Here is a 25,779-nt window from a genome sequence, read left to right as displayed (position 1 = left end):
CCCTCCGCGAAAGGCCCCCCTGCGTGCAACCGACCCCCGCCATCTTCAAAGCCTATGACATCCGCGGCATCGTGCCGTCCACCCTGAACGAAGACGTGGCCCTGGGCCTGGGCCGGGCCTTTGGCACGGCAGCCCGTGCAGAAGGGCAGACCACCGTGGCGGTGGGGCGGGATGGCCGTCTGTCAGGCCCTGCGATGTCGGCGGCGCTGATCCAGGGGCTGGTGGAGGCGGGCATCGAGGTGATCGACGTGGGCCTGGTCACCACGCCGCTGCTCTACTTTGCGGCCAGCACGCTGTGCAGCAGTGGCATCCAGGTTACCGGCAGCCACAACCCCAAGGACTACAACGGCTTCAAGATGGTGCTGAACGGCCGCGCCATCTATGGCGACGAGATCCAGGCCCTGCGCCGCACCATGGAGCAGGAAAGCTGGCAGCTGGTTCCAGGCGGCTTGGTGCGCCATGTGGATGTGCTGCCTGCGTACCGCGAGCGCATTGTGGGCGATGTGAAGCTGGCCCGCCCCCTCAAGATCGTGGTGGACTGCGGCAACGGCATTGCAGGCGCCTCGGCGCCCGCCATCTTCCGAGCTCTGGGCTGCGAGGTGACCGAGCTGTACTCCGAGGTGGACGGCAACTTCCCCAACCACCATCCCGACCCCAGCAAGCCCGAAAACCTGCGCGACCTGATCGAGGCCCTCAAGACCAGCGACGCCGAGCTGGGCCTGGCCTTTGACGGCGATGGCGACCGCCTGGGCATCGTCACCAAGGACGGCACCAACATCTTCCCCGACCGCCAGATGATGCTGTTTGCGCAAGACGTGCTCTCGCGCGTGCCGGGTGGCGAAATCATCTTCGACGTGAAGTGCACCCAGCGCCTGGCGCCCGCGATTGCGGCGGCTGGTGGCGTGCCGGTTATGTTCAAGACCGGCCATTCGCTGATCAAGGCGCGCATGAAGGAGACAAACTCCCCCCTGGGCGGCGAGATGAGCGGCCACATCTTCTTCAAGGAGCGCTGGTACGGCTTTGACGACGGCACCTACGCCGGCTGCCGCCTGCTGGAGATCCTGAGCCGCAGCAGCGACCCCAGCGGCGTGCTGAACGCGCTGCCCACCAGCTTCTCCACCCCCGAACTGAACGTGGCCTGCGCCGAAGGCGAACCGCACCGCCTGACAGCCGAACTGCAGGCCCTGGCGGCCGAAACCTTTGCCGCCCCCGCCGCCATCAGCACCATCGATGGCCTGCGCGTGGACTGGCCCGATGGCTTTGGCCTGATCCGCGCCAGCAACACCACGCCCGTGCTGGTGCTGCGCTTTGAGGGCCACACCCCCGAAGCCCTGGCCCGCATCGAGGCTGCCATGCTGGCGCTGCTGCACCGGGTCAAGCCCGACGCCCATGTGGGCGCAGCCAGCCACTGACATTGCCTGCCGCACGCCCGATGCTTTCGCTCTCCACCCCCCTGTGTGTCGCCGCCGCCCAGACGCCGTCGGCGCCTTGCGATCTTCAGCGCAACCTGCAAACGCACCTGGCCTGCGTGCGGGCCGCTGCCCATCAGGGCGTGCAACTGCTGCAGTTCCCGGAGCTGTCGCTCATCGGCTACGAGCCTTCGCTCATGGCCGACCATGTGCTGACGGCCGACCACCCCGTGCTGGCAGCCTTGCGCCAGGCGGCCCAGAGCCATGGCATGGCGCTGGTGGTGGGGGCTCCGGCAGCGCCGGTGCAGGCAGGCGCACGGCCCGCCATTGGAGCCTGGCTGCTGGGGCCGGACGGCAGCGTGGCGCTGTACCGCAAGCGCCATCTGCACGACAGCGAAGAACAATTTGCCAGCGCGGGCTCGGACGACGCACAGGTGCAGCTGGTGGCGGGCGAGCCCACGGCACTGGCCGTGTGCGCCGACATCACCCACCCCGAGCATGCCCAGGCCGCCCGTGGCGCTGGCGCAGCGCTGTATGCAGCGGGCGTGCTGATTTCTGAGAAGGCCTACGCAGCGGAATCGGCCATGCTGGAAGGCTACGCGCGCGACCACGACATGGCCGTACTCGCGGCCAACTACAGCGGCACGTCCGGTGGCTACGTGAGTGCGGGGCGCAGCGCCTTTTGGGCGCCCGGTGGCCGCTGTGTGGTGGCTGCGCCGGATGACGCGCCCTGCATCGTCTGGGCTGCGCGCAGCGAGAGCGGCTGGGCGGGTGGTGTGCTCAGCGTGTCTGTGCCCGCATGAACGTCGCGCGGGCCCTGTATTCGCTGCTGACCTGGAGCGCGCAGCCGCTGCTGCGCCGCAAGCTGCGCCGCCGTGCGGTGGCCGAGCCAGGGTACGCCCACGCGGTGGGCGAGCGCTTTGGCCGGTACCCGGCCCCCATCGACAGCCTGATGCCCCACAGCAGCACCGACCCGCTGGGCCGGTTTGTGTGGGTGCATGCGGTGTCGCTGGGCGAAACCCGGGCCGCCGCCATCTTGCTGGCCCAGTTGCGAGAGCAGCTGCCGGGCATGCGCCTGCTGCTAACCCACGGCACCGCGACGGGGCGGGCCGAGGGCGAAAAGCTGCTGCTGCCCGGTGACGTGCAGGTGTGGCAGCCCTGGGACACGCCGGGTGCGGTGGGGCGCTTCCTGCGCAAATTCCGCCCGGCCATCGGCATCCTGATGGAAACCGAGGTGTGGCCCAACCTGGTGGCGGGCTGCCGGCAGCGGCGCATTCCACTGGTGCTGGCGAATGCGCGATTCAACGAAACATCGCTGCGCAAGGCGCAGCGCCTGTCGGCCCTGGCGCGACCCGCCTACGGAGGGCTCGCGGCCGTCTGGGCCCAGACCCAGGAGGACGCCACGCGGCTCGCAGCCATTGGCGCGCCGGTGCGTGGCGTGCTGGGCAACCTCAAGTTCGACGTGGTGCCCGACGCACAACTGCTGGAGCGGGGCCGCGAGTGGCGCACCCGCACCGGCCGCCCGGTGGTCTTGCTGGCCAGCAGCCGCGAGGGCGAGGAGGCCATGTGGCTGGAGCAGATCCAGAAAATACGGCAAAAATCGTCCCAAGCGCCAGTGGATCATGCCTCGGCAGCTATCAATAGTGAAGCGCCTGGCGATGATCTGCCCGCCGTGCAGTGGCTCATCGTGCCGCGCCACCCGCAGCGGTTTGACGAGGTGCACCAGCTGCTGCAGCGCGCAGGTTTGTCGGTGTCGCGCCGCAGCACCTGGGCGGCAGCGCCTGGGGCGGCTGACGTGTGGCTGGGGGACTCGATCGGTGAAATGGCGCTGTATTACGGCCTCGCCGATGTGGCCTTGCTGGGTGGGAGTTTCGCCCCGCTGGGCGGCCAGAACCTGATCGAGGCCGCTGCCTGCGGTTGCCCCGTGGTGCTGGGCCCGCACACCTTCAACTTTGCCGAGGCGGCCGAACTGGCGTGCGCGGCGGGGGCAGCCCAGCGGGTGCCCGACCTGGCACAAGGAATTGCACAGGCTGCAGCGCTGGCGGGGGACGCCCGCGCCCATGAACAGGCCAGCGAGCGGGCCACCCGGTTCGCGGCCACGCACCGAGGGGCTGCGCAGGCCACGGCGCGTGCGATTGTGGCGATGGTGCAGCCCGAGGGCGGCCTGCACTAGGCCTCAGCAATTCGTGCACGGGATGCACCCCGGCGCGGGGTGCAAGGACCCATTACTTGGCCAGCAGTGCGTTGACCGCTTCGATGTCCTGCTGCGACAGCGTGCCCGCCGCCTGGCGCAGCTTGAGCCCGCCCAGCAGCACGTTGTAGCGGGCCTGGGCCAGGTCACGCTTGGTCTGGTAGAGCTGGCTTTGGGCGTTGAGCACGTCGATGTTGATCCGCACACCCACCTGGTAGCCCAGCTTGTTGGCGTCCAGCGCGCTCTGGCTGGAGGCTTCGGCTGCTTCCAGGGCCTGCACCTGGCCCTGGCCGGACTGCACGCCGTAGAACGCGGCGCGCGTGGCCTGGGCCACGTTGCGGCGGGCGGTCTCCAGGTCGGCTTCGGCCTTGGTTTCCAGCGCCAGGGTTTCCTTCACGCGGTTTTGCACGGCAAAGCCGGCAAACAGGGGCAGGTTTAGCGCCACGCCCACGCTGGCGGCATTGCTGCGGGCCGTGACGCCGGGCGAGGTGATGGTGCCGTGCAGGTTGCGCGTGACGTTGTAGCCCGCCTGCAGGTCCACCGTGGGCAGGTGGCCGGTTTCGGCCTTTTTGGTTTCCAGTCGCGCAATATCCAGGGCAATGGCAGCCTGGCGCACGCCGGGCTGCTGGTCGCGGGCGGTGTCCACCCAGGTGGTGAGGTTGTCAGGCACCACGCTGGGCAGTTGCACGGGCAGGGCCAGGGGCTGGGGCTTGGTGCCGGTGATGCCGACCAGCTGGTCCAGCGCCAGGCGTTTCACGCGCAGATCGTTTTCGGCAGCGATCTCCTGGGCAATCACCAGGTCGTAGCGGGCCTGGGCCTCACGCGAATCGGTCACCGTGGTGGTGCCGACCTCGAAATTGCGCTTGGCGGCGGCCAGTTGCTCGGACACAGCGGCCTTTTGGGCCTGCACAAAGGTGAGGGTGTCTTGCGCCGCCAGCACATCGAAGTAGGCCTGGCTCGCCCGCACCAGCAGGTCTTGCGTGGCCGCGTCCAGCTGCGCCTGGGCCACATCCACTCCGCGCTGGCCTTGTTCCAGCGTGATGCGGTTGGCGGGGCGGTACAGCGGCTGCGAGGCGTTGATGCCCACCGTCTGCGCCGTACCGGTGTTCTCGATCTTGGGTTTGCTCAGCTCCACGTTGGAGCGGGTAAGGCCCCCGGTCAGTGCCGCCGAAGGCAGCAGGCCGGCGCGGGCCTGGTCGGCCTTGCGGGCGGCGGCGTCCAGCTGCGCACGCGCCGACTGCCAGGCCGTGTCATAGGTGCGGGCGGATTCCACCAGCTCCAACAGGCTCTGCGCCTGGGCCGGCGCACACAGCGCTGCGCCCAGCGCCAGGGACAGGATGGACAGGGACAGGGGCCTAAACGGTGTCATCGGGGGGTCCTTCGGAAGAGTCTGCGAATCGAATCAGGGCGGGCAACGGCGGGCAGCATGGGGCCACAAGCTGAAAAGTGCGGTCCATACAACCCCATGGCATCAGTAGCGCGGCACCGCCGGGTCGCTTTCGTGCGACCAGGCGTCGATGCCACCGGTGATATTGGCCAGATGCTCGAACCCGTGGTGCTGCAAGAACGAGGCCACGCGCAGGCTGCGGGCGCCGTGGTGGCACAGGCAGGCGATGGGACGCGCGGGGTCCAGCTCAGCCAGGCGCGCGGGCAACTCGCCCATGGGGATGGCCACCAGCTCAAACCCGTCGGCGCGCACACTGGCGGTCTGCAGCTCCCAGGGCTCACGCACGTCCAGCACCAGGGGCCGGCTGCCTTCCGGCGCGGAGGCAAACCAGGCAGACAGCTGGGCGGGGCGGACGTGATCGATCATGCAAAACTCCGAAGACAACCGAAGGGCAGGGGGTCAGAACGTGAAGCCAGAGGGCTCGGGGAAGTTCACCAGGCGCGGCGCGATGGTGTCCCACGGCGACGTGGTCTCAAAGCGGTCGCCGGTGCGGCGGGTAACGGTGAAACGCATCACGGGCTCGCTGCCCACGATGGCGCCTAGTCGGCCACCGTCACGCAGCAGGGCCAGCAGGTGGCTGGGCACCTCGGCCACGGAGCCGCTGAGCACGATCACGTCGAACGGACCGTCCGGGATCGCATCGCGGGCACCGTCGCCCTGGCGCACGTCGGCGTTTTGCACGCCGGCATCGCGCAGGTTCTCTCGGGCCATTTCGGCCAGCTCGGGGTCGATTTCGAGGGAGACCACACGTTCGGCACGAGCAGCCAGTAGGGCGGCCATGTAGCCCGAGCCTGCGCCGATTTCGAGCACGCGGTCGGTGGGCAAAACCCGCAGATCTTGCAGAATGCGGGCCTCTACGCGGGGCTGCAGCATGCTGTGTCCCTTGCGGACGGCCTCTTCGGCGTCATTGCCCAGCAGCGGGACTTCAATGTCCATGAAGGCCATGCTGCGGTAGGCCGGGGGCACAAAGTCTTCGCGGCGCACCACGGCCAGCAGGTCCAGCACGTCGGCATCGAGCACGTTCCAGGGGCGGATCTGCTGCTCGATCATGTTGTAGCGGGCCTGGGCGACGGGGTCGCTGATGTTGGCGGACGTGTTCAGGGGCAGGTTCATGGGATTTCTCCGTGGGGCAGATGCAAGGCCGATCGGGACGATCAGGACAAACCTTCGATTTTAGGCGCTGCCGGAGCGCGTCCCATCTTGCGAAGGGCCCACTGGGCCAAGTCGTCCATGTAGCAATACACCACCGGCACCACCACCAGGGTCAACAGGGAAGACGTAATGACGCCGCCAATCACCGCCTGGCCCATGGGCGCGCGCTGTTCCGAGCCTTCGGACAGCGCAAACGCCAGGGGCACCATGCCGAAGATCATGGCCAGCGTGGTCATAAGGATGGGGCGCAGCCGCACGCGCGCGGCCAGCAGCAGGGCGTCGGCGCGGGGCAGGCCTGGCGCGGTCTGGCCCTGGTCGTTCACGTGCTCCTCGCGGGCGCGGATCGCAAAGTCCACCAGCAGGATGGCGTTCTTGGTCACCAGGCCCATCAGCATCACTACGCCAATGATGGAGAACATCGACAGCGTGGAGCGGAACATCAGCAGCGCCAGCACCACGCCGATCAGCGTGAGCGGCAGCGAGGTCATGAGCGCCAGCGGCTGCAGGAAGCTCTTGAACTGGCTAGCCAGGATCATGTAGATGAAGATGATGGCCATGGCCAGCGCCGAGATGGCGTAGCCAAACGATTCGGCCATGTTCTTCGTGGAGCCGCCAAACTGGTAGCGATAGCCCGGCGGGAAGGTCACGGTCTCCAGCGCCTTCTTGATGTCGTTCGACACTTCACCGGCCGAGCGCTGGGACACGTTGGCGTTCACCGCCACTTCGCGGGTCAGGTCGCGGCGGTTGATCTGGTTGGCGCCGGTGGATTCGGTGACGCTGGCGACCTGGTTCAGGCGCACGATGCGGGTCGTACCATCGTTGGCGGCCAGGGCAAAGGGCAGGCGCTCCAGGTCGGCCGGGGTGGTGCGCGCCTCGGGCGCCAGGCGCACATTCACGTCATAGGTCTGGTCGTCGGGCGCACGCCAGTTGCCCACCGTGGTGCCTGCCACCAGCGTGCGCAGCGAGGCCGCCATGGGCGCCACCGACAGGCCCAGGTCCGACGCCACTTCACGCTTCACATCCAGCGCAATCACGGGCTTGTCAGGCTTGGCGCTGGTGTCCAGGTCCACCAGGCCGGGGATGCCACGGATCTTCTCGGTGACGATTTTGGTCAGGCGCTCCAGTTCGCGCAGGTCGGGCCCCTGCAGCGAGAACTCCACCTGTTTCTGTCCGCCCACCGCGTCCAGCAGGCCCACATGGGTCACAGTGATGCCGGGCACGGTCTTGAGGCGTTCGCGCAGCACGTCGGACATCTGGTCCACGCTGCGGCTGCGGTCCTTGCGGTCCACCAGCCGCACATAGATGCTGGCGTACATCTTGCCTTGGGCGTTGCCGGTGTTGATGGTGGACAGCGTGTAACGCACCTCGGGCATCTCGCGCAGGATGCCTTCCACCTGCCTGGCCTTGGCCTCGGTGGCCTCGAGCGACGAACCCACGGGGGTGTAGAAATTGAGGGAGGTCTCTGAAAAATCGGCCTTGGGCACAAACTCGGTGCCCAGCAGCGGCACCATGACCACGCTCAGCACGAACACCGCCAGGGCGATGACCATGGTGGCCAGCTTGTGCACCAGCGACCACCGCAGGATGTGCTGATAGCCCTCTGCCAGCGCATCGGTGGCGCGATCAAACCAGCCGGTGACGCGGCCAATGGTCTTGTCGTAGAAGGTGACGGGCGCCGTCTTTTGGCCGTGCGCATGAATGCTCGGGTCGTGCCAGATGCTCGACAGCATCGGGTCGAGCGTGAAGCTCACAAACATCGAAATCATCACCGCCGCGACGATGGTGATGCCGAACTCGTGGAAGAACTTGCCGATGATGCCGCCCATGAAGCCGATGGGCATGAACACTGCCACGATGGACAGCGTGGTGGCCAGCACCGCCAGGCCGATCTCCTGCGTGCCGTCCATGGCGGCCGCGTAGGCGCCTTTGCCCATCTGCACGTGGCGCACGATGTTCTCGCGCACCACGATGGCGTCGTCGATCAGCAGCCCCACGCACAGGCTCAGCGCCATGAGCGTGATCATGTTGATGGTGAAGCCAAACATGTTCATGAACAGGAACGTGCCGATCAGCGCGATGGGCAGGGTCAGCCCGGTGATCACGGTGGAGCGCCAGGAGTTCAGGAACAGAAACACGATGAGCACCGTGAGGATGGCCCCCTCGATCAGCGTCTGTCGCACGTTGTTGACCGCCACGCGGATCGGGCGGGCGCTATCGCCAATGGTTTCGAGCCGCACCCCGGGTGGCAGCTGGTTCTTCAGTTCCACCACGGCGGCGTTCAGGCCATCGACCACCTCAATGGTGTTCTCGCCCTGCGACTTTTGCACCGACAGAAGCAGCGTGCGCTGGCCGTTGTAGAGCGCCAGGCTTTCCACTTCCTGCGCGCCGTCGTTGACGCGGGCCACCTGGTCCAGGCGCACCGGCGCCCCGTTCTTGCGGGCCACGATGATCTTGCCGAAATCCTCGGGCCGCTCCATGCGCGCGTCGATCTGCACCACGCGCTCCTGCGCCAGCGAGCGGATCGCACCCACGGGCAGGTCCTGGTTCTCGTTGCGCACGGCATTGGCCACCTGGTCGGGGGTCACGCCAAAGGCTTCCAGGGCCTGCGGGTTGAGGTAGATGTTGATTTCGCGCTTGGTAGCACCCACCAGGTTCACCGCGCCCACGCCGCGCACGTTTTCCAGGCGCTTCTTCAGGATCTGCTCGGCCCAGGTTGTCAGTTCCACCGCGCTGCGACCCGATTTTTCGTCGGGCAACACGGCCAGCGACCATACGGCGCGGCTGGCAGGGTCAAAGCGCAGCACGCGTGGCTCCTTGACCTCGGTGCGCAGCAAGGGGCGCACGGTGGCGACCTTTTCGCGCACATCCTCGGCGGCCTTGCGGCCGTCGATGTGGAGCTGGAACTCAATGATGACAACCGCCGTGCCCTCATAGCTGCGCGAGGTGAGGGCGTTGATGCCCGCAATCGAGTTGACACCTTCTTCGATCTTCTTGGTGACCTCGCTCTCGACGATTTCAGGCGACGCACCGGGGTAGTCCACGGTGACCACCACCACCGGGAAGTCGATGTTGGGAAACTGATCGACCTTGAGGCGCTGGTACGAGAACAGGCCCAGCACGACGATGGCGAGCATCACCATCGTGGCGAACACGGGGTTTTTAAGACTGACTTTGGTGAACCACATGGCGCGTCAGCCCGCTCAGGGTGTCGTGCGCGAGGCAGCGGGAGCGGGTGCAGGCGCGGAGGCCTGGGACGCGACAGCGGCCTGCGCTGCGGTCACGGGCGTGCCTTCGCGCAGCGAGCCCATGCGGCCCGCAATGACGGTCGTGCCCACGGGCACGCCATCCACTGCCACCAGGGTCTGTCCGTTGACCACGGCGCGGGCGCCGGTCTGCACCGGTGCATAGGCCACGCGGCCGTCCTTGATGGTCTGCAGGTAGGGGGCGGGCTTGTCGGTGCGCACGGCGTCCAGAGGCACGGTCAACACCTGGGCGCTGCCGGTGGTCAACAGGCCTTGCACAAACAGGCCCTGGCGCAGGCTGGCGGTTTGGGCCGGTTGGTCTACCCGCAGATAGACCGGCACCGTGCGGCTGCCCGTCTGGGCGCTTGGGTTGATGCGCACCACCGTGGCTTGCACCGGGGTTGCAGCGCCTTCCACCGTCAGTTGGGCCTTCTGGCCCACACGCACGGCCAGCGAATCGGCGGGGGTGAGCAGGGCTTCGAGTTCCAGGCGGGACAGGTCCACCACTTCAATGATGCGGGCGTCTACAGGCACCCGCTCGCCCGGCTGGGCAAGGCGCTGCGCGACCAGGCCGCTGATCGGGCTCTTGAGCACGGTGTCCTCCAGCGCCTTGCGCGCCACGTCAGCAGCCGACACAGCGGCCTGGTAGCTGGACTGGGCGGCCTCCAGGCTGGCCTGCGAAGTGACCAGCGCGGTGACGGAGATAAAGCCCTGGTCCACCAGCGCGCGGTTGTTGTTGTACTGCCGCTGGTTGATGTCCACCTGCGACTTGGCGGCATCGGCTTGCTGCTGGGCCTGGCGCAGTCGAGCGCGGGCTTCGGTGGGGTCGATTCGTGCCACTTCCTGGCCCGCCTTGACGGTATCGCCCTCGCGCAAGGTCAGGCCCTGCAGTTCGCCCGCCACACGGGCCTTCACCATGGCCGAGTCCACCGCCCGCAAAGAGCCCGACACCGGCACCCCCAAGGAGAGCTGGGACGACTGCACGGTGACCACCTCATCGGCAGCCAGTTGCAGCGGTGCCTCGGCGCGCTGGGTAGATGCCTCGGCCAAGGCCTTTTGCTGCGCCTGCCGCGCCGCCATGGCCCGCCACACGCCGCCGCCGAGCAGCACGACAACGATGGCCGCAGCCATCCAGGGAATCCAGCGTTTCATGGTCAGGAGGTGCGCGAGCGCTTGGAGGAGGGGGGGAGAGAAGAGGGGGAGGGCTGTGCGCCAGCCGACGGATCGTGACAGGCGCTTGTGCCGGCGGATGCCTCAGCGCGCACACACAGGCCATGGAGGATGTTGTCCGCCTGGGTCTCGATGTACTGCTCGGGCGTCATCTCCATCGAGTCGGGCACGCAGGCGCCCAGCGAGTGTTTCCACAGCGTCAAAAAGATCATGGGCGCCAGCACCAGGTACACCGCGTAGTCCAGGTTCACCGGGCGGAACTCGCCCCGGGCAATGCCCCGCTCCAGGATGCGGCGGACCAGCGCCTGGCCGGGAAGGATGACCTCTTGCTGATAGAACTGGGCGATTTCGGGGAAGTTTTGTGCTTCGCTCAGCATCAGCTTGGTGATGCCGGATGCCTTGGTGGCGCCGATGCGCTCCCACCAGACCTGATAGCAATACCGCAGCACCTCGCTGGTGGTGCCCACGAAGCTTTCCAGCTCGTTGTTCCATTCGGCAAAGCGCCCGGCGATGTTCTCGCGCACCACCGCCTTGAAGAGTTCTTCCTTGCTGGGGAAGTACAGAAACAGCGTGCCTTTGGACACTCCGGCGCGCGCCGCCACCTCGTCCACCCGTGTGGCGGCAAACCCCTTCTCGACAAACAGGTCGAGTGCGGCCTCCAGCAGCTCTCCCGGGCGGGCTTCCTTGCGGCGCTCGCGTTTGGTGCTGGTCGTAGCAGTGGAGGTTGGGGGGGGAGTGGTCAAACCGGCTATTTTTAATGACTGACTGGTTAGTAATGTAGCCAATGCCTGTAGGAGCGTCAATGCGGCCGTGCCCTGTGCCGCCAAAAAAGGCGCGTGTTGGGTGTCGAAGCGCCGTTGGCTGGCACGGCGGTTGCGTGCACTCGGTGCTGTGCACCGGCAACGCAAATGTCCTCAGCATGGCAAATTTCACTCCTAAATGTCTTATTGACAGGACATTAGAACTATTCCTAATATGACTTCCATGCCGTCCAACAACCTGCCACTCCCCAAGTACCACCAGATCTATCTGGTGCTGCGCGAGCAGTTGCAGGAAGGCCGGTTTGCCGATGGCTTGCCGGGCGAGCTGGCGCTGATGCGGCAGTTCGCTGTGGCGCGTGTCACGGTGCGCCGCGCGCTGGAGCTGCTGGAGGGCGAGGGCATGATCTCCCGCGAGCCCGGCCGGGGCACCCGGCCGGTCCCCCCCGCTGCGACCCACGCAAACGACGCAGGTGGCGACGGCGAAAACAGCCGGGCGCACCTGACCGGCCTGCTGGAGAACCTGGTCAGCATGGGCCTACGCACCTCCGTCAAGGTGCTGGATGTGGATACCGTTACCGCGTCCCGCGCGGTGGCCGGGGCGCTGAACATCGCAGTCGGCGATGCCGTGCAAAAAGCGGTGCGCGTTCGTAGCACCAAAGAGGGGCCGCTGTCGCATATCACCACCTATGTCCCTGCCGACATAGCGCGCCAGTTTGGGCGGCGTGAGCTGGCACGCAAACCCATTCTGGTGCTGCTTGAAGAATCCGGCGTCAAGGTAGGCCGCGCGCACCAGACCATTTCGGCCAAGCTGGCCGATGCCGTGGTGGCCAGGCACCTGGATGTCTCGGTGGGATCGGCGCTGCTGGCCGTGCGCCGCCTCATTTACGACGACCAGGAGCGCCCGGTGCAATGGCTGCACGGGTTGTACCGGCCAGACCGCTACGAATATGAAATGCAGCTGTCCCGCGTGGGCAGCATCGATGCCAAGGTCTGGGTCAGCAAAGAGCTGTCGGCCCAGTTTCACTGAATTCCATCCCCCACCTCAACCCTACCTACCTGCCAGGAGAATGCCCATGAGTACTCGCCGCCATTTCATGACCCAGTCGGCTGCCGCCGCGTCGGCACTGGCCTTCCCACTGGTGGGCGGTGCCCAGGCCAAGTCCGTCAAGGTGGGGGTGCTGCACCCCGTGACCGGGGCACTGGCCTATTCGGGCCAGCAATGCCGTGAAGGCGCGATGATGGCCATCGAGGACATCAACAAGGCGGGCGGCATCAAGGCCCTGGGCGGTGCCAAGCTCGAAGCGCTGCTGGGCGACGCGCAGTCGCAGCCCCAGGCCGGTGCCGCCGAGGTCGAGAAGATGAATGAAGCGGGCGTTTCAGCCGTGGTGGGGGCGTTTGCCTCGGCCATCTGCCTGGCCACCACGCAGGCCGCCGCCAAATACAACCTGCCGCACATCGTGGACGTGGGTGTGGCCGACCAGATCGTGGAACGGGGTCTGAAGAACACCTTCCGTTTTGGCCCGGGCTACAAGAAGTGCACTGAAACCGCCATGGCCAACCTGCATGTGCTGAACACCGCAGCCGGCAAGCCCGCCAAGACGGTGATGATCATCCACGAGGAATCGCTGTTTGGCTCGGGCACTGCCCAGCTGCTGTCGCGCGAACTGCCGGGCTACGGCTACGAAGTCAAGGAGGTCATCAAGCACGCCAATCCCACGCGCGATTTCAATAACATCGTGCTGCGCATGAAGGCGGTGAACCCGGACATCGTCATCCCCGCCAACTACTACAACGAATACGCGCTGCTGGTGCGCACCATGCAGCAGCAAAAGGTCACGCCCAAGGCCATCTATTCGGTGCTGGGCGGTGCGGCGTCGAGCTACAAGTTCGTCAAGGAGTTTCCGGACGCAGCCAACGGCATCATCGACTGCAACCACTGGTTCAACCCCAAGGACAAGCGCGCGCAGGACCTCAAGAAGCGCGTCGAGGCCAAGGGCCTGTTCTTCAGCTACGAGCTGTTCATGACTTACACCTCGATGTGGCTGCTGGCCGATGCGCTGGAGCGTGCCAAGTCGGCAGACCGCGCGGCGCTGATCGACGCACTGGAAAAGAGCACCTTTGCCGATCACATCATGCCGTACGGCCCCACCAAGTTCGTGGCCGGGCAGAACCAGGGCGCCCAGCCGCTCATGACCCAGGTGCTGAACAAGGACATCAAGGTCATCATCCCGCGCGACTACCGCGAAGCGGACCCGCTGTTCCCGCTGAAGGCCTGACACCCACCACTTTTCAGCCCTGATCGCAGGGGCTGCGGGGCGCCTCATACCGAGGCGCCAGGCCGCGTCTTTGCCTGAATGGCGTCCATTCCCTCCATGTTCGACCTCAGCATCCTCTTTCCGTCGGTCCTCAACGGCCTGACCACGGGCGCGGTGTATGCCCTCATCGCGCTCGGGCTCACGCTGATTTATGGCGTGCTGCACATCATCAACTTCGCGCATGGCGCGTCGCTGATGCTGGCGCTGTACGCGGTGTACCTGCTCAAGCAGCACTTCGGGCTGGACCCTTACCTGGCGCTGCCCATCCTGGTGCCGGGTATGTTCGCCCTGGGTTATGCGCTGCAGCGCCTGGTCATCAACCGCGCCAGCCATGGCAAGGACGAAAACATCCTGCTCGTCACGCTGGGCATTTCCATCGTGATGGAAAACCTCGCGCTGTTGTTCTTCAAATCCGACACACGCACCATCGACACGGCCTACACCCTCACCACCGTGGCGGTGGGTCCGGCCATGATCGCCTTGCCCAAGCTGGTCGCCTTTGCTGGTGCGCTGGTGGTGTCGGCCGTGCTGCTGTGGATCGTGGGCCGCACCGACCTGGGCCGCGCCATCCGCGCCGTGGCCAAGGAGAAGCACGGCGCCAAGCTCATGGGCATCAATGTGGACCATGTGTATGCCATGAGCTTTGGCATTGGTCTGGCCTGCCTGGGCGCTGCCGCGTGCTTTCTGCTCCCCGCGTATTACGTGAACCCGCAGGTGGGCAGCGGCTTTGTCCTGGTCGCGTTCACCATCGTGGTGCTGGGAGGCATGGGCAGCTTTACCGGCGCGCTGGTGGGCGGTCTGCTGATCGGCGTGGTGGAGTCGCTGGGCGGCCTGTACCTGGGTGAATCGCTGGGCCAGATCGGCATCTTTGCCATCTTCATCGCCGTGTTGCTGTTCCGCCCGCAGGGCTTGTTTGGAGCCAAGGCATGAAGCAGCTTGCAAGCATTGGATTGTTTGCCGTCGTCGTGGCGGCCATCGCAGCGTTTTCCGACTCTGGCGTGTTGCTCAATTTCGTGATGATGTCGCTGTATGCGGCGCTGCTGGCGCAGGCGTGGAACATCCTCGGGGGCTTTGGCGGCCAGTTCTCGTTCGGGCACGCATTGTTCTTTGGCACGGGGGCCTACATCCAGGCCATTGCCCAGATGCAAGGGGGCATCAACCCCTGGTTGGCATTGCCTATGGCAGTGGCCGGCAGCGCGCTGGTGGGGCTGTTCGTGGGCGGGCTGTCGTTCCGCTACGGGCTCAAGGGCTCGTACTTCGCGCTGGTCACGCTGGCCTTTGCCGAAGTGTTTCGCATCCTGGCGCTGTCGGTGCCGTTCACTGGCGCAGGCGTGGGGCTGATGCTGCCGCTTAAGGAGTTGCTCTCCAACATGCAGTTTGGCTCGCGCAAGGGCTTTGTCTTCCTGATCCTTGCGCTGGTCACGCTGGCGCTGCTGGTCAGCTGGTGGCTCAAGAACTCGCGTTTTGGTGCCTGGCTGCAGGCCGTGCGCGACAACGAAGACGCGGCGCGCGCCATCGGCGTCAATCCATTCGGCGTGAAGATGGGCGCCATTGCCCTGTCGGGCGGCTTCATGGGGGCAGCCGGGGCGTTCTATGTGCAGGTGTTCCAGTACATCGACCCAGGCATTGCCTACGGTTCGGTAACGTCGGTGGAGGCCCTGGTGGCGGCCATCGTGGGTGGCATTGGCACTGTGTGGGGCCCTGTGCTGGGTGCGCTGGTGCTGCACATCCTGGCCGACGTCACGCGCAACCTGTTCGGCCAGCTGCCGGGCATCAACATGGTGATTTACGGCGTGGTGCTGGTGCTCATCGTGATGTTCCTGCCCCGTGGCATTGCGGGCATCGGGCAGTCGGTGGTGGCGGTGTGGAAACGTTCGGGAGGCCGCCATGGCGAATGACCTGTTGCAGCTCAGCGGGCTGAGCAAATCCTTTGGCGGCCTGAAAGCCGTGCAAAACGTGAGCCTGGCGGTGCCTGAGGGCTCGTTGACCGCACTGATCGGCCCCAATGGAGCAGGCAAGACCACGCTCTTTGCACTGATGTCAGGTTTTGTACGGCCCGACACAGGCACCGTGCGCTTTGCGGGCCAGGACATCACGGGCCAGGCCCCGCACCTCAACGCCCGGCTGGGCATGACGCGCACGTTCCAGATCGTGCAGCCTTTCGCAGCGCAGACCGTGCGTGAAAACATTGCTGTGGGCGCCCACCTCAAAGAGCCCAATCGCCGTGCCGCCCTGGAGTTGGCCAGCGAAGTCGCTGCCCGTGTGGGCCTGGCCCCGCAGCTGGACAAACCTGCAGCCGACCTCACGGTGGCGGGCCGCAAGCGCCTGGAGCTGGCGCGCGCCCTGGCCACCCGGCCGCGGCTGCTGCTGCTCGATGAAGTGCTGGCTGGCCTCAACCCCCAGGAGATTGCCGAGATGATTCCCGTGGTGCGCGGCATTGCCGATGGTGGCGTGACCGTGTTGATGATCGAACACGTCATGCAGGCGGTGATGAACCTGGCTGAGCATGTGTGGGTGCTGGCCCAGGGCCAGCTCATTGCGCAGGGCAACCCCGCGCAGGTCACCTCGGACGAGCGTGTGATCGAGGCCTACCTCGGCCACGGCACCGCCGCCCGTTTGCGCGCCGCCGCACCGCAGGAGGCCGCATGAGCACCGCCCCCTTGCTGGAAATCACCGGCCTGCGCGGCGGCTACGGCCGCGTGGAAGTGCTGCGGGGCGTAGACCTGCAGGTGCAGCCCGGCGAGACTGTGGCGCTGGTGGGCAGCAATGGCGCGGGCAAGTCCACGCTCAACAACGTGGTCTGCGGCATCTACAAGGCCTGGGCGGGCAAGGTGGCGTTTGATGGGGCCGACCTCAGCGGCGCCCACTACACCGAGGTCGTCAAGGCGGGCCTGATCCAGGTGCCCGAAGGCCGCAAGATATTCCCCAACCTGAGCGTGATGGAGAACCTGGCGCTCGGCAGCTTCACCCGGGCGCGCGAGCGCCGCGCCGAGAACATCGACAAGGTGTTCGCCACCTTCCCGCGCCTGAAGGAGCGCACCCTGCAGCTCGCCGGCACCATGAGCGGCGGCGAGCAGCAGATGCTGGCCATTGGCCGCGGAATGATGGCCGAGCCGCGCCTGCTCATCCTTGACGAGCCTTCGCTGGGCCTTTCGCCGCTGCTGGTCGAAGAGATGTTTGGCCTGATCCGACAGTTGCGCTCCACAGGCCTGGCGGTAATGCTGGTGGAGCAGAACGTGGGCCAATCCCTCGAAATCGCCGACCGCGCCTACGTGATGGAAAACGGAAGCATCCGCTTCTCGGGTGCCCCCGCCGATCTGTTGCGCAGCGACGACCTGCGCCGCGCCTATCTGGGGCTGTGATGCCTGCACTTGCCCCGCAAGCCACCACCCCACAAGTCACAAAACCACAGGATTGGAGACACACCCCATGACTTCACGCCGTCACATCTTGGTTGCCCTGGGCGCCGCGCCCGCCCTGTGGCAGGGCCCGCTCGCGCTGGCCCAAGGCAATACCCCCATCCGCATCCTGGTGGGGGCGCCAGCCGGTGGCTCCACCGACACGCTGGCGCGCACCCTGGCCATCGAAATGGGCCGCCTGCTGGGCCGCACCGTCATTGTCGAGAACCGACCTGGCGCGGGCGGCAACATCGCGGCCGACGCAGTGGCCAAGGCCGCGCCCGATGGCAATACCCTGCTGATGAGCTTCACCAGCCATGCCATCAACGCCAGCCTGTACAAGACGCTGCCGTTCGACCCCATCAAGGACTTCACGCCGCTGACCTGCGTGGCGACCTCGCCCTCGGTGCTGGTGGCCAACCCCGCCGTGCCCGCCAAGGATGTGCGGGAGCTGATCGCCCTGGCCAAGGCCAAGCCCGGCAAGCTCAACTTTGCGATCGGCGCCGTGGGCTCGTCGCTGCACCTGGCGGGGGACGCGTTCAAGATGCAGTCGGGTGCTTACATCGTCAACATTCCGTACCGGGGTACTGCGCCCGCGCTGCAGGATGTGCTGGCCGGGCAGGTGGAGCTGATGTTTGCCGCCGTGGGCAACGCCCAGGCGCAGATCCGCGCGGGCAAGCTCAAGGCGCTGGGGGTGACCAGTGCGCAGCGCCTGCCCGCGTTCCCCGATGTGCCCGCGATTGCCGAGGTGCTGCCCGGTTATGAGTCCAGTGCCTGGTTCGGGCTGTTCGGCCCGGGGCAGATGAACCCGGAGCTGGCCAAGCGCATCAGCGACGCCGCGCGCCAGGCCATCGCCTCGCCCGATGTGAAGCGGCGCCTGGAGCACGAAGGTGCCGTGCCCGTGGGCAACAGCCCCGAAGAGTTTGCGCGCTTTGTGCAGGCCGAGATCCCGCGCTGGGCCAAGGTGGTGCAGTTTTCCGGAGCCAAGCCCGAATGAGCCTCCCACTCAGCCCCCCGAGCACGCTGGCGCAGAAGCTCGTGGCCCGCGCCAGTGGCCGCGACCGCGTCACGCCCGGCGAGATCGTCAATTGCCGCGTCGATCTGGCCATGTTCCACGACTCGTCCGGCCCACGCCGGCTCAAGCCCATGCTGGAAGAGCTGGGCGCCCAGATCTGGGACAAGCGCCGCGTGGTCCTGGTGATGGACCACTACCTGCCCGAGCGCGACGACGAATCCCGCCGTATCGTGCGCATCGCCCGCGACTGGGCGCGCGAGCAGGATTTGCCCCATGTGTACGACGGCCAGGGCATCTGCCATGTGGTGGTGCCCCAGCACGGCCACATCCGCCCCGGCATGTTCTGCGTGGGCGGCGACTCGCATTCGCCCACGGGCGGCGCGTTTGGCGCCTACATGTTTGGCATCGGCAGCACCGAGATGCTGGGCGTAGTGGTCACCGGTGAGATCTGGCTGCGCGTGCCCCATACTCTGCAAATGCACTGGAGCGGCCAGCTGGCTGTGGGCGTGACCGCCAAGGACATGATGCTGCACATGATTGGCCGCTTTGGCATGAACGGCGGCCAGTACCAGGCCGTGGAATTTGCCGGCCCCGCCGTGCAGGCGCTGGGCATGCAAGAGCGCATGACCCTGTCCAACATGAGCGCCGAGCTGGGCGCACAGGCCGGGCTGATTGCCCCCGACAACACCACCCGCGACTGGCTGCGGGCTGCGGGTGTGCCCGATGCAGATCTGCAGGGGCTGGATGCCTGGCGCACGGACGAAGGCGCTGACCTGACGCGCCACACCTTCGACGCCACCACACTCACGCCCCAGGTCGCCGCCCCCCACAGCCCCGCCAATGCCGCACCCGTGGCGCAGCATGCTGGGCAGGGCATCGATGTGGCCTACATCGGCGCCTGTACTGGCGCCAAGCTGGACGACTTGCGCGCCGCCGCCAGCGTACTGCGTGGAAAGCAGGTAGCCCCTGGCGTGCGCCTGATGGTGGCGCCCGCCAGCCAGCGCGACCAGGCCGCCGCCCAGGCCGAAGGCGTGCTGCAGGTGCTGCAGGACGCAGGGGCCGAGCTGTTTCCCACCACCTGTGGGGCCTGCGCGGGCTATGGCGACACGGTGGGCGACGCCACCAACGTTATCTCCAGCACGGCGCGCAATTTCAAGGGTCGCATGGGCTCGCCCACGGCGCAGGTGTACCTGGCCTCGCCCTACACGGTGGCGGCCTCGGCCCTGCGTGGCTGCATCACTGATCCCCGTGAGGTGCTGGCATGACGAGCGAACACCGCATGGCCGCAGCGCCGGGCCGCCCCCAACAAGGCCCGGCCCCCTCGGGGGGCAGCGAACCACGCGCAGTGGGGAGCGTGGGGGCACGAGTCTGGAAGTTGGGTGCCGACATCGACACCGACGTGCTGGCCCCCGGCCACGCCATGAAGCACGGCATCGACGTGCTGGCGCGCCACTGCCTCGAATCCGTACGCCCCGACTTTGTGGCGGGCGTGCGCAAGGGCGATGTGATCGTCGCCGGGCCCAACTTTGGCATTGGCTCGTCGCGCGAGCAGGCGGCTGCCTTGCTGGTGCGCCTGGGCGTGGCGGCGGTGATTGCGCCGTCGTTCAGCGGCCTCTACTTTCGCAACGCGTTCAACCTGGGCCTGCTGCTGCTGACCTGCCCCGAGGCCGAGACCATCGGGGAGGGGGAGGGCATCACCTTGAACGAACAAACACCTTCGGTCACCACCGCCCAGGGGCGTGTGCTGGCCTGCGACCCGATTCCCCCGTTTCTTTTGGACATGGTGCGCGCCGGTGGGCTGATGAACCAGCTGCGCGCCCGCTTTGACAAGGAGCCCCTGCATGGCTGAACACACACCCACCCCGCCGCCCATGGCCCCAGTCATGGACCCGGTCACCTTGGCCGTGCTGCGCGGTCGGCTGGAACAGATCGCTGACGAGATGGACGCCACGCTCTACCGCAGCGCGTTCAACCCCATCATTGCCGAGGCGCACGATGCCTGCCACGGCCTGTACGACGCCACCACCGGCGACACGCTGGTGCAAGGCAAGTCCGGCCTGCCTGTGTTTGTGGGCGCCATGGCCTTTGCCGTGCGTGCTGCCATGCGGGCAGCGGGCGAGCGCGGCGGCATCACAGCGGGGGATACCTGGCTGTTCAACGACCCCTACGAGGGCGGCACCCACGCCAACGACTTCAAGCTGGTACGCCCGTTCTTCCGCAACGGCCAGCTGTTTTGCTTCTTGGCATCGGCCGCGCATTGGCACGACGTGGGCGGCGCCGTGCCTGGCAACTACAACCCGGCCGCCACCGAGTGCTGGCAAGAGGCGGTGCAGATTCCGCCCGTGCGCATCGTGCGGGGCGGTGTGTTCGACGACGACGTGCTCGCCATCCTCAAGGCCAACACCCGCCTGCCCGACAGCCTGTGGGGCGACCTGAACGGCCAGCTGGCCGCGCTGGATCTGGGCGAGCGCCGCCTGCACGACCTGCTGGACCAGTACGGCGATGCCCAGGTGCAGCAGGCCATGGGTGAGCTGCGCACGCGTGCCGTCAAGCTCATGCAGTCGCATATTGCGGCGCTGCCCGACGGGCGCTACAGCTTCAGCGACATCCTGGACAACGACGGCGTGAAGGATGAGGCGCTGACCATCGCCCTCGACATGACGGTGCAGGGCGAGCGCCTCACGCTCGACTTCTCGCGCACCTCGCCGCAATGCGCCGGGCCGGTCAATATCTCGCGCGCCACGGCCATTGCGGCGTGCTATGTGGCGCTCAAGCACTTGTTTCCTGATGTACCCGCCAACGCCGGTGTGCTGGACGCGGTGGACTTTGTGCTGCCCGAGGGCCTGGTCATCAGCGCCGCACGGCCACGCCCGGTGGGTGGCTACACCGAGACCATCCTGCGCATGATCGATGTGATCTTCAGCGCCACTGCGCAGGCCGACCCCAGGCGCGCCATGGCCCAGGCCTACGGCACCATCAACGCACTGTCCATCGCCGGGCTGCGCACCGATGCCGCGCGCAAGGGCCAGCGATGGGTCATGTTCAGCTTTTTTGGTGGCGGCCACGGCGGGCACAGCGATGGCGATGGCCTGAGCCATGGCAACGCGCCGATTTCCACCGCCACCATCCCGCCGCTCGAAATTCTGGAGGCTGCGTACCCCGTGCGCTTTACGCAATGGGCACTGCGCCCTGATTCGGGCGGTGATGGCGAGCACCGCGGCGGCCTGGGTGCGATCTATGAAATCGAGCTGCTGGAGCATGACGCCGAGGTCTTCATCTTTGGCGAGCGCGGCAAGGCCGCACCCCAGGGCATTTCGGGCGGTAGCGCCGGTTCCATGAACGTCTTCAGCTATGAAAACAATAGTGAGTGGAAGCAGCCCCCTATGCGCTCCAAGATGATCGGCATCCGCCTGAAGCAGGGCGAGCGCGTGCGGCTGGAAACTCCCGGTGGAGGTGGCTACGGTGTACCGGCCGCACGGGCCGCAGCAGCGCGTGATAAGGATTTGGCGATGGGCTACGTCACTGCCCCCGCCACAGCGAAAGGCAAGGCATGAGCAGCGGCAAGGTTTCGGATCAGGCTTCGTATGTGGTGGGTGTGGACGTGGGCGGCACGTTCACCGACCTGTTTGTACTGGACGAGCGCGATGGCAGCGCCCGCATCGTCAAGGTGCCCAGCACCCGGGGCGAGGAGGCGCGCGGTTTCATGAACGGCGTGGCGCGTGTGGCCGATTCGGCCGCGCAGATCGCCACCATCGTGCACGGCACCACCGTGGGTACCAATGCGCTGCTGGAGCGCAAGGTGGCACGCACCGGCATCATCACCACCCGCGGCTTTCGGGACGTGCTGGAGATGCGCCGCCGCGACCGGCCGCAGACCTGGGGCCTGCGCGGCAGCTTCGAGCCCATCGTGCCGCGCAACCTGCGGCTGGAGGTGGACGAGCGCGTATTGGCCGATGGCACAGTGCACACACCGGTGGATGTGGAGCAGGTCAAAGCCCAAGCGCGCGCGCTGCTGGAGGCGGGCTGCGAGGCTGTCTGCGTGTTCTTCATCAACACCTACGCCAACCCCGCCAACGAGCAGGCCGCCGTGGCCGCCGTGCGCAGCGTGTGGCCCAACCCGCATGTGACGGCCGCCAGCGAGGTGCTGCCCGAAATCCGGGAGTTCGAGCGCTGCTCCACCGCCACGCTCAACGCCGCCCTGCAGCCCGTAGTGGGCAGCTACCTGGAGCGGCTGGAGGGCGACCTGCGCACGCAGGGCTTTGGCGGCGAGCTGCTCATCGTGCAAAGTAACGGCGGCGTGATGTCGCGCCAGACGGCCTGCGATGTGCCCGTGCGCACCGCGCTCTCGGGCCCGGCGGCGGGTGTGATTGCCTGCGCGGCGATTGCGCGTGCGGCAGGCTTCCCCGATGTGATCACGGGCGACATGGGCGGTACCTCGTTCGACGTGTCACTGGTGGCCAAGGGCGAGGCGGCGTTGGCCGCACAGACGGCCATTGAATTTGGCATGGTGGTGCGCTCGCCCATGATCCAGATCGAGACCATTGGCGCGGGTGGTGGCTCGATTGCCTCGGTGGATGCCAGCGGCATGCTGCAGGTGGGCCCCGAGTCGGCCGGTAGCATCCCCGGCCCGGCCTGCTATGGCCGGGGCAACACCCGGCCCACGGTCACCGATGCCAACGTGCTGCTGGGCCGTATCGCCGCCGACCGGCCCCTGGGCGGTGGCCTGCTGGCCGCCATGGACGCGCAAAAGTCGCGCGACGCCATCGAGACCCATGTGGCCCGACCCCTGGGCCTGGATGTGATGGCAGCCGCCGAAGCCATCCTCACGGTGGCCAACGCCAAGATGGCGGGCGCTGTGCGCGTGGTGTCCATCGAGCGCGGGCACGACCCGCGCCAGTTTGCCTACATGCCCTTTGGCGGCGGCGGCGCACTGCATGTGTGCGCCATGATGCGCGAGGTGGGCGTGGGCACGGGCATCGTGCCGCGCTACCCCGGCGTCACCTCCGCCCTGGGCTGTGTGATGGCTGACATGCGCCACGACGCGGTGCAGACGCTGAACAAACCCCTGGTCGACCTGGACGTGGCCGACCTGCGCCAGCGCGTGGCCACACTCGCAGCCACCTGCCAGCAGCGCCTGGACTCAGCGGGCGTGAAGTTTGTGGAAGTGCAGGAAATCATTGCGCTCGACATGCTCTACGCCGGGCAGACCCACACCGTGCAGGTGCCCGTGGCGGCTGATGCGCTGAGCCACGAAGGCATCCGCGCAGCGTTCGAGGCCGCCTACCGCGCCGCCTTTGGCCGTGTGCTTGACGGCATTGCCGTGCGGGTGATGAACCTGCGCTACGCCCGCGTGGGCGTGCGCCCCAAGTTCGACCTGACGGTACTCGCCCCGCAGACCACTACCGTGAACCCGTCGCTGGGCGTGCAGCGTGTGTTCCACGCCGGCCGCTGGTGGGACGCCGCGCGCCACGCACGGCTGGACCTGCCCGTTGGCACCCGCATCGACGGCCCGGCCATCCTGGAGCAGCCCGACACCACGGTGTGGCTGGAGCCTGGCTTCAGCGCCACGGTGGACCCGCTGGGCAATCTGCTGGTGCGGGCCGACGGGGAGGGCGCAGCATGAGCCACGGCGCACCTAACCCGAGCATCAACCCGCACCACGCCGCGCTGGTCATCATCGACCTGCAAAACGACTTTCTGGCCCCGGACGGCGCCTACGCGCGCGGTGGCGCGGTGAGCGCTGCCGCCCAGGCCTTGCCACCCCGGGTGGCAGCGGTGGCCAAGGCACTCAAGGCGGCGGGCGGCATGGTGGTGGGCAGCCAGTTCACCCTGTGGCCCGATGCGCAGGGCGAACCCATGGTGTCGCCGCACCTCAAGGCCTTGCGCCCATTTCTGCGGCGCGGCGACTTTGCGCCCGGCAGCACAGGCCAGGCCCATGTCCCCGAGATCGCACCGTGGGTGGACGTGTCGGTGTGCAAGGTGGCGTACTCGGCTTTCTTCAACACCCAGCTGGACTGGGTGCTGCGCCGCGCGGGCATCACCACCGTGGCGGTGTGTGGCATTGTCACGAACGGGGGCGTGGCCAGCACGGTGCGCGATGCGCACATGCGCGACTACCAGACGCTGGTGCTGTCCGACGGCTGCGCAGCCTTCCAGCAGGCAGTGCACGACACCTCGGTGGCCGACATGGCCAACGTGGCCCAGGTGCTGACCTGCGCCGACTTTGCTGCCGCTGTGGCCGCCCCTTCCGCATGAATTCGCCCATGAGCACCCCCCGCATCTGCCATGCCGAGCACCTACCCGGCACCGTGGCGCAGGACGCACATGTGCCCGTGCTCATCGTGGGCGGCGGCGCCTGTGGCCTCACGGCGGCGCTGATGCTGCACGACGCCGGTGTGGACTGCGCGGTGCTGGAGCGCGATGCCACCCCGCTGGGCTCTTCGGCCCTCTCATCCGGCTTTATCCCCGCGCCCGGCACGCAGGCGCAGCGCGCGGCGGGCATTGATGACAGCCCGGAGCGGTTTGCCGCCGACATCAGCGCCAAGGCCAAGGGCAGGGCAGCGCCCCATTTGGTGCAGGCCTATGCTCAGGCCATCGGCCCGGCGCTCGATGCACTGCAAGCGCGCCATGGCCTGCAGTGGCAGGTGCTCGATGGATTTTTGTACCCCGGCCACAGCGTGCGCCGCATGCACGCCACGCCCGAGAAAACCGGCGTGGGCCTGATGGGCCGCCTGGCCAACGCGGTGACGGCGGTGGACATTCCCCTCATCACCGAAGCCACGGTGCGCGAGCTGTGGGTCAATGCCCAGCAGCGCGTGATCGGCGTGGGCTACGAGCGGCCTGATGGCACCCTGGAGCACCTGGCCTGCGACGCACTCATCCTGGCCTGCAACGGCTTTGGTGGCAACCCGTCCATGGTGCGCGAGCTGCTGCCAGAAATGGGCGACGCCCTGTTCGCCGGCCACACCGGCAACGACGGTAGCGCCATCGCCTGGGGCCAGGCGCTGGGCGCACGGCTGGCCGACCTGGGCGGCTACCAAGGCCACGGCTCCTGGGCCATTCCACAGGGCGCGCTGATTTCATGGGCGCTGATGATGGAAGGCGGCATCCAGGTCAATGCGCTGGGCGAGCGCTTTCACGACGAGACGCAGGGCTACTCCGAGGCGTCGGTGCATGTGCTGGCGCAACCGGGCGGCGTGGCGTGGAATGTGTTCGATGCGCCCATCCTCGCGCTGGCCCGGGGCTTTCCGGACTTTGTGGATGCTGAGGCGGCAGGTGCGGTCAAGCACTGCGACAGCGTGCAGGCGTTGGCGGCCACCATTGGCTGTGAAGAATCAAAATTGATAGCTACTCTGGTAAGCACCACTAGCGCTAGCGACCAAAACGATCACAACCGCCGCGTATTCGCTCGTCCACTTCAGGCACCGTTCTGCGCCGTCAAGGTGACCGGCGCGCTGTTCCATACCCAGGGCGGGCTGGACATCGACGCCCAGTGCCGTGTGCTGGGGCAGACCGGCCAGCCATTTCCCAATCTTTTGGCCGCAGGCGGTGCGGCCCGTGGCGTGTCGGGCGATGCGGTGTGGGGTTATCTCTCCGGCAACGGCCTGCTCAGCGCCGTGGCCGGGGGCTACATCGCTGCGAACACGGCGGCCGGGCTGAACCGTCAGAAAGTTTGAAGA

22 protein-coding genes are annotated in these 25,779 nt (G+C 67.1%); 16 read left to right on the top strand and 6 right to left on the bottom strand.

The window, feature by feature from the left end:
- Nucleotides 1–23 precede the first annotated feature (23 nt).
- The 3 genes from ACT531_RS05165 to ACT531_RS05155 are packed head-to-tail and all read left to right on the top strand — an operon-like array spanning nucleotide 24 to nucleotide 3,582.
- Nucleotides 24–1,412, top strand: coding sequence for a phosphomannomutase/phosphoglucomutase (locus ACT531_RS05165; protein WP_476016725.1), 1,389 nt, complete (start codon nucleotides 24–26; stop codon nucleotides 1,410–1,412).
- Between the two features lie 20 nt (nucleotides 1,413–1,432).
- On the top strand, nucleotides 1,433–2,212 hold the full coding sequence (locus ACT531_RS05160) for a carbon-nitrogen hydrolase family protein (protein WP_476016724.1): 780 nt from the start codon (nucleotides 1,433–1,435) through the stop codon (nucleotides 2,210–2,212).
- Complete coding sequence (locus tag ACT531_RS05155; RefSeq protein WP_476016723.1) at nucleotides 2,209–3,582, top strand: 3-deoxy-D-manno-octulosonic acid transferase; 1,374 nt, start codon at nucleotides 2,209–2,211, stop codon at nucleotides 3,580–3,582. Before ACT531_RS05160 ends, ACT531_RS05155 begins: the two co-directional genes overlap by 4 nt.
- 52 nt (nucleotides 3,583–3,634) lie before the next feature.
- Here the strand turns inward: ACT531_RS05155 and ACT531_RS05150 are convergent, their stop codons facing one another.
- The 6 genes from ACT531_RS05150 to ACT531_RS05125 form a co-directional block, all read right to left on the bottom strand.
- Entirely contained in the window at nucleotides 3,635–4,969 is a 1,335-nt protein-coding gene (locus ACT531_RS05150; RefSeq protein ID WP_476016722.1) for a TolC family outer membrane protein, read from the bottom strand.
- 102 nt (nucleotides 4,970–5,071) lie between these two features.
- Complete coding sequence (locus ACT531_RS05145) at nucleotides 5,072–5,413, bottom strand: rhodanese-like domain-containing protein (protein ID WP_015014056.1); 342 nt, start codon at nucleotides 5,411–5,413, stop codon at nucleotides 5,072–5,074.
- Between the two features lie 33 nt (nucleotides 5,414–5,446).
- On the bottom strand, nucleotides 5,447–6,160 hold the full coding sequence (locus ACT531_RS05140; RefSeq protein ID WP_422846711.1) for a protein-L-isoaspartate O-methyltransferase family protein: 714 nt from the start codon (nucleotides 6,158–6,160) through the stop codon (nucleotides 5,447–5,449).
- Nucleotides 6,161–6,201: 41 nt separating this feature from the next.
- On the bottom strand, nucleotides 6,202–9,384 hold the full coding sequence (locus tag ACT531_RS05135) for an efflux RND transporter permease subunit (protein ID WP_476016721.1): 3,183 nt from the start codon (nucleotides 9,382–9,384) through the stop codon (nucleotides 6,202–6,204).
- Nucleotides 9,385–9,399: 15 nt separating this feature from the next.
- Nucleotides 9,400–10,593 carry an efflux RND transporter periplasmic adaptor subunit gene (locus tag ACT531_RS05130; RefSeq protein WP_476016720.1) on the bottom strand — a complete coding sequence of 398 codons (1,194 nt, stop codon included), beginning with the start codon at nucleotides 10,591–10,593 and terminating at the stop codon, nucleotides 9,400–9,402.
- Between the two features lie 2 nt (nucleotides 10,594–10,595).
- Nucleotides 10,596–11,354: a TetR/AcrR family transcriptional regulator gene (locus ACT531_RS05125; protein WP_476016719.1), complete on the bottom strand. Its 759-nt coding sequence runs from the start codon at nucleotides 11,352–11,354 to the stop codon at nucleotides 10,596–10,598.
- Between the two features lie 232 nt (nucleotides 11,355–11,586).
- On the opposite strand from ACT531_RS05125, the gene ACT531_RS05120 reads away from it, so the two are divergent.
- From ACT531_RS05120 to ACT531_RS05060, 13 genes are all read left to right on the top strand, one after another.
- Nucleotides 11,587–12,399, top strand: a complete 813-nt coding sequence (locus ACT531_RS05120; protein WP_015014064.1) for a GntR family transcriptional regulator — start codon at nucleotides 11,587–11,589, stop codon at nucleotides 12,397–12,399.
- A 46-nt stretch (nucleotides 12,400–12,445) separates the two neighbouring features.
- Complete coding sequence (locus ACT531_RS05115; protein WP_015014065.1) at nucleotides 12,446–13,648, top strand: ABC transporter substrate-binding protein; 1,203 nt, start codon at nucleotides 12,446–12,448, stop codon at nucleotides 13,646–13,648.
- Nucleotides 13,649–13,744: 96 nt separating this feature from the next.
- On the top strand, nucleotides 13,745–14,617 hold the full coding sequence (locus tag ACT531_RS05110) for a branched-chain amino acid ABC transporter permease (RefSeq protein ID WP_110959148.1): 873 nt from the start codon (nucleotides 13,745–13,747) through the stop codon (nucleotides 14,615–14,617).
- Entirely contained in the window at nucleotides 14,614–15,585 is a 972-nt protein-coding gene (locus ACT531_RS05105; protein WP_476016718.1) for a branched-chain amino acid ABC transporter permease, read from the top strand. The genes ACT531_RS05110 and ACT531_RS05105 overlap by 4 nt, the downstream gene beginning before the upstream one ends.
- Nucleotides 15,575–16,336, top strand: a complete 762-nt coding sequence (locus ACT531_RS05100) for an ABC transporter ATP-binding protein (RefSeq protein ID WP_110958648.1) — start codon at nucleotides 15,575–15,577, stop codon at nucleotides 16,334–16,336. Before ACT531_RS05105 ends, ACT531_RS05100 begins: the two co-directional genes overlap by 11 nt.
- The gene (locus tag ACT531_RS05095; RefSeq protein WP_476016717.1) at nucleotides 16,333–17,049 is read left to right on the top strand and encodes an ABC transporter ATP-binding protein; all 717 of its coding nucleotides are present in this window, start codon (nucleotides 16,333–16,335) and stop codon (nucleotides 17,047–17,049) included. The genes ACT531_RS05100 and ACT531_RS05095 overlap by 4 nt, the downstream gene beginning before the upstream one ends.
- Nucleotides 17,050–17,116: 67 nt before the next feature.
- Nucleotides 17,117–18,082, top strand: a complete 966-nt coding sequence (locus tag ACT531_RS05090; protein ID WP_476016716.1) for a tripartite tricarboxylate transporter substrate binding protein — start codon at nucleotides 17,117–17,119, stop codon at nucleotides 18,080–18,082.
- Nucleotides 18,079–19,365: a 3-isopropylmalate dehydratase large subunit gene (locus tag ACT531_RS05085; protein WP_476016715.1), complete on the top strand. Its 1,287-nt coding sequence runs from the start codon at nucleotides 18,079–18,081 to the stop codon at nucleotides 19,363–19,365. The genes ACT531_RS05090 and ACT531_RS05085 overlap by 4 nt, the downstream gene beginning before the upstream one ends.
- Complete coding sequence (locus tag ACT531_RS05080) at nucleotides 19,362–19,949, top strand: LeuD/DmdB family oxidoreductase small subunit (RefSeq protein WP_476016714.1); 588 nt, start codon at nucleotides 19,362–19,364, stop codon at nucleotides 19,947–19,949. The genes ACT531_RS05085 and ACT531_RS05080 overlap by 4 nt, the downstream gene beginning before the upstream one ends.
- Nucleotides 19,942–21,654, top strand: a complete 1,713-nt coding sequence (locus ACT531_RS05075) for a hydantoinase B/oxoprolinase family protein (RefSeq protein ID WP_476016713.1) — start codon at nucleotides 19,942–19,944, stop codon at nucleotides 21,652–21,654. The genes ACT531_RS05080 and ACT531_RS05075 overlap by 8 nt, the downstream gene beginning before the upstream one ends.
- Complete coding sequence (locus ACT531_RS05070) at nucleotides 21,651–23,723, top strand: hydantoinase/oxoprolinase family protein (RefSeq protein ID WP_476016712.1); 2,073 nt, start codon at nucleotides 21,651–21,653, stop codon at nucleotides 23,721–23,723. The genes ACT531_RS05075 and ACT531_RS05070 overlap by 4 nt, the downstream gene beginning before the upstream one ends.
- Nucleotides 23,720–24,355 (top strand): cysteine hydrolase family protein, encoded by a 636-nt coding sequence (locus ACT531_RS05065; protein WP_476016711.1) that lies wholly within the window; start codon nucleotides 23,720–23,722, stop codon nucleotides 24,353–24,355. The genes ACT531_RS05070 and ACT531_RS05065 overlap by 4 nt, the downstream gene beginning before the upstream one ends.
- An 8-nt stretch (nucleotides 24,356–24,363) precedes the next feature.
- On the top strand, nucleotides 24,364–25,776 hold the full coding sequence (locus ACT531_RS05060; RefSeq protein WP_476016710.1) for an FAD-dependent oxidoreductase: 1,413 nt from the start codon (nucleotides 24,364–24,366) through the stop codon (nucleotides 25,774–25,776).
- Nucleotides 25,777–25,779: the final 3 nt, after the last annotated feature.

It is taken from the genome of Acidovorax sp. DMC1 (assembly GCF_056314325.1).
The sequence above is the reverse complement of the archived record's forward strand: the minus strand, read 5'-3'. Positions and strand labels throughout refer to the sequence as shown.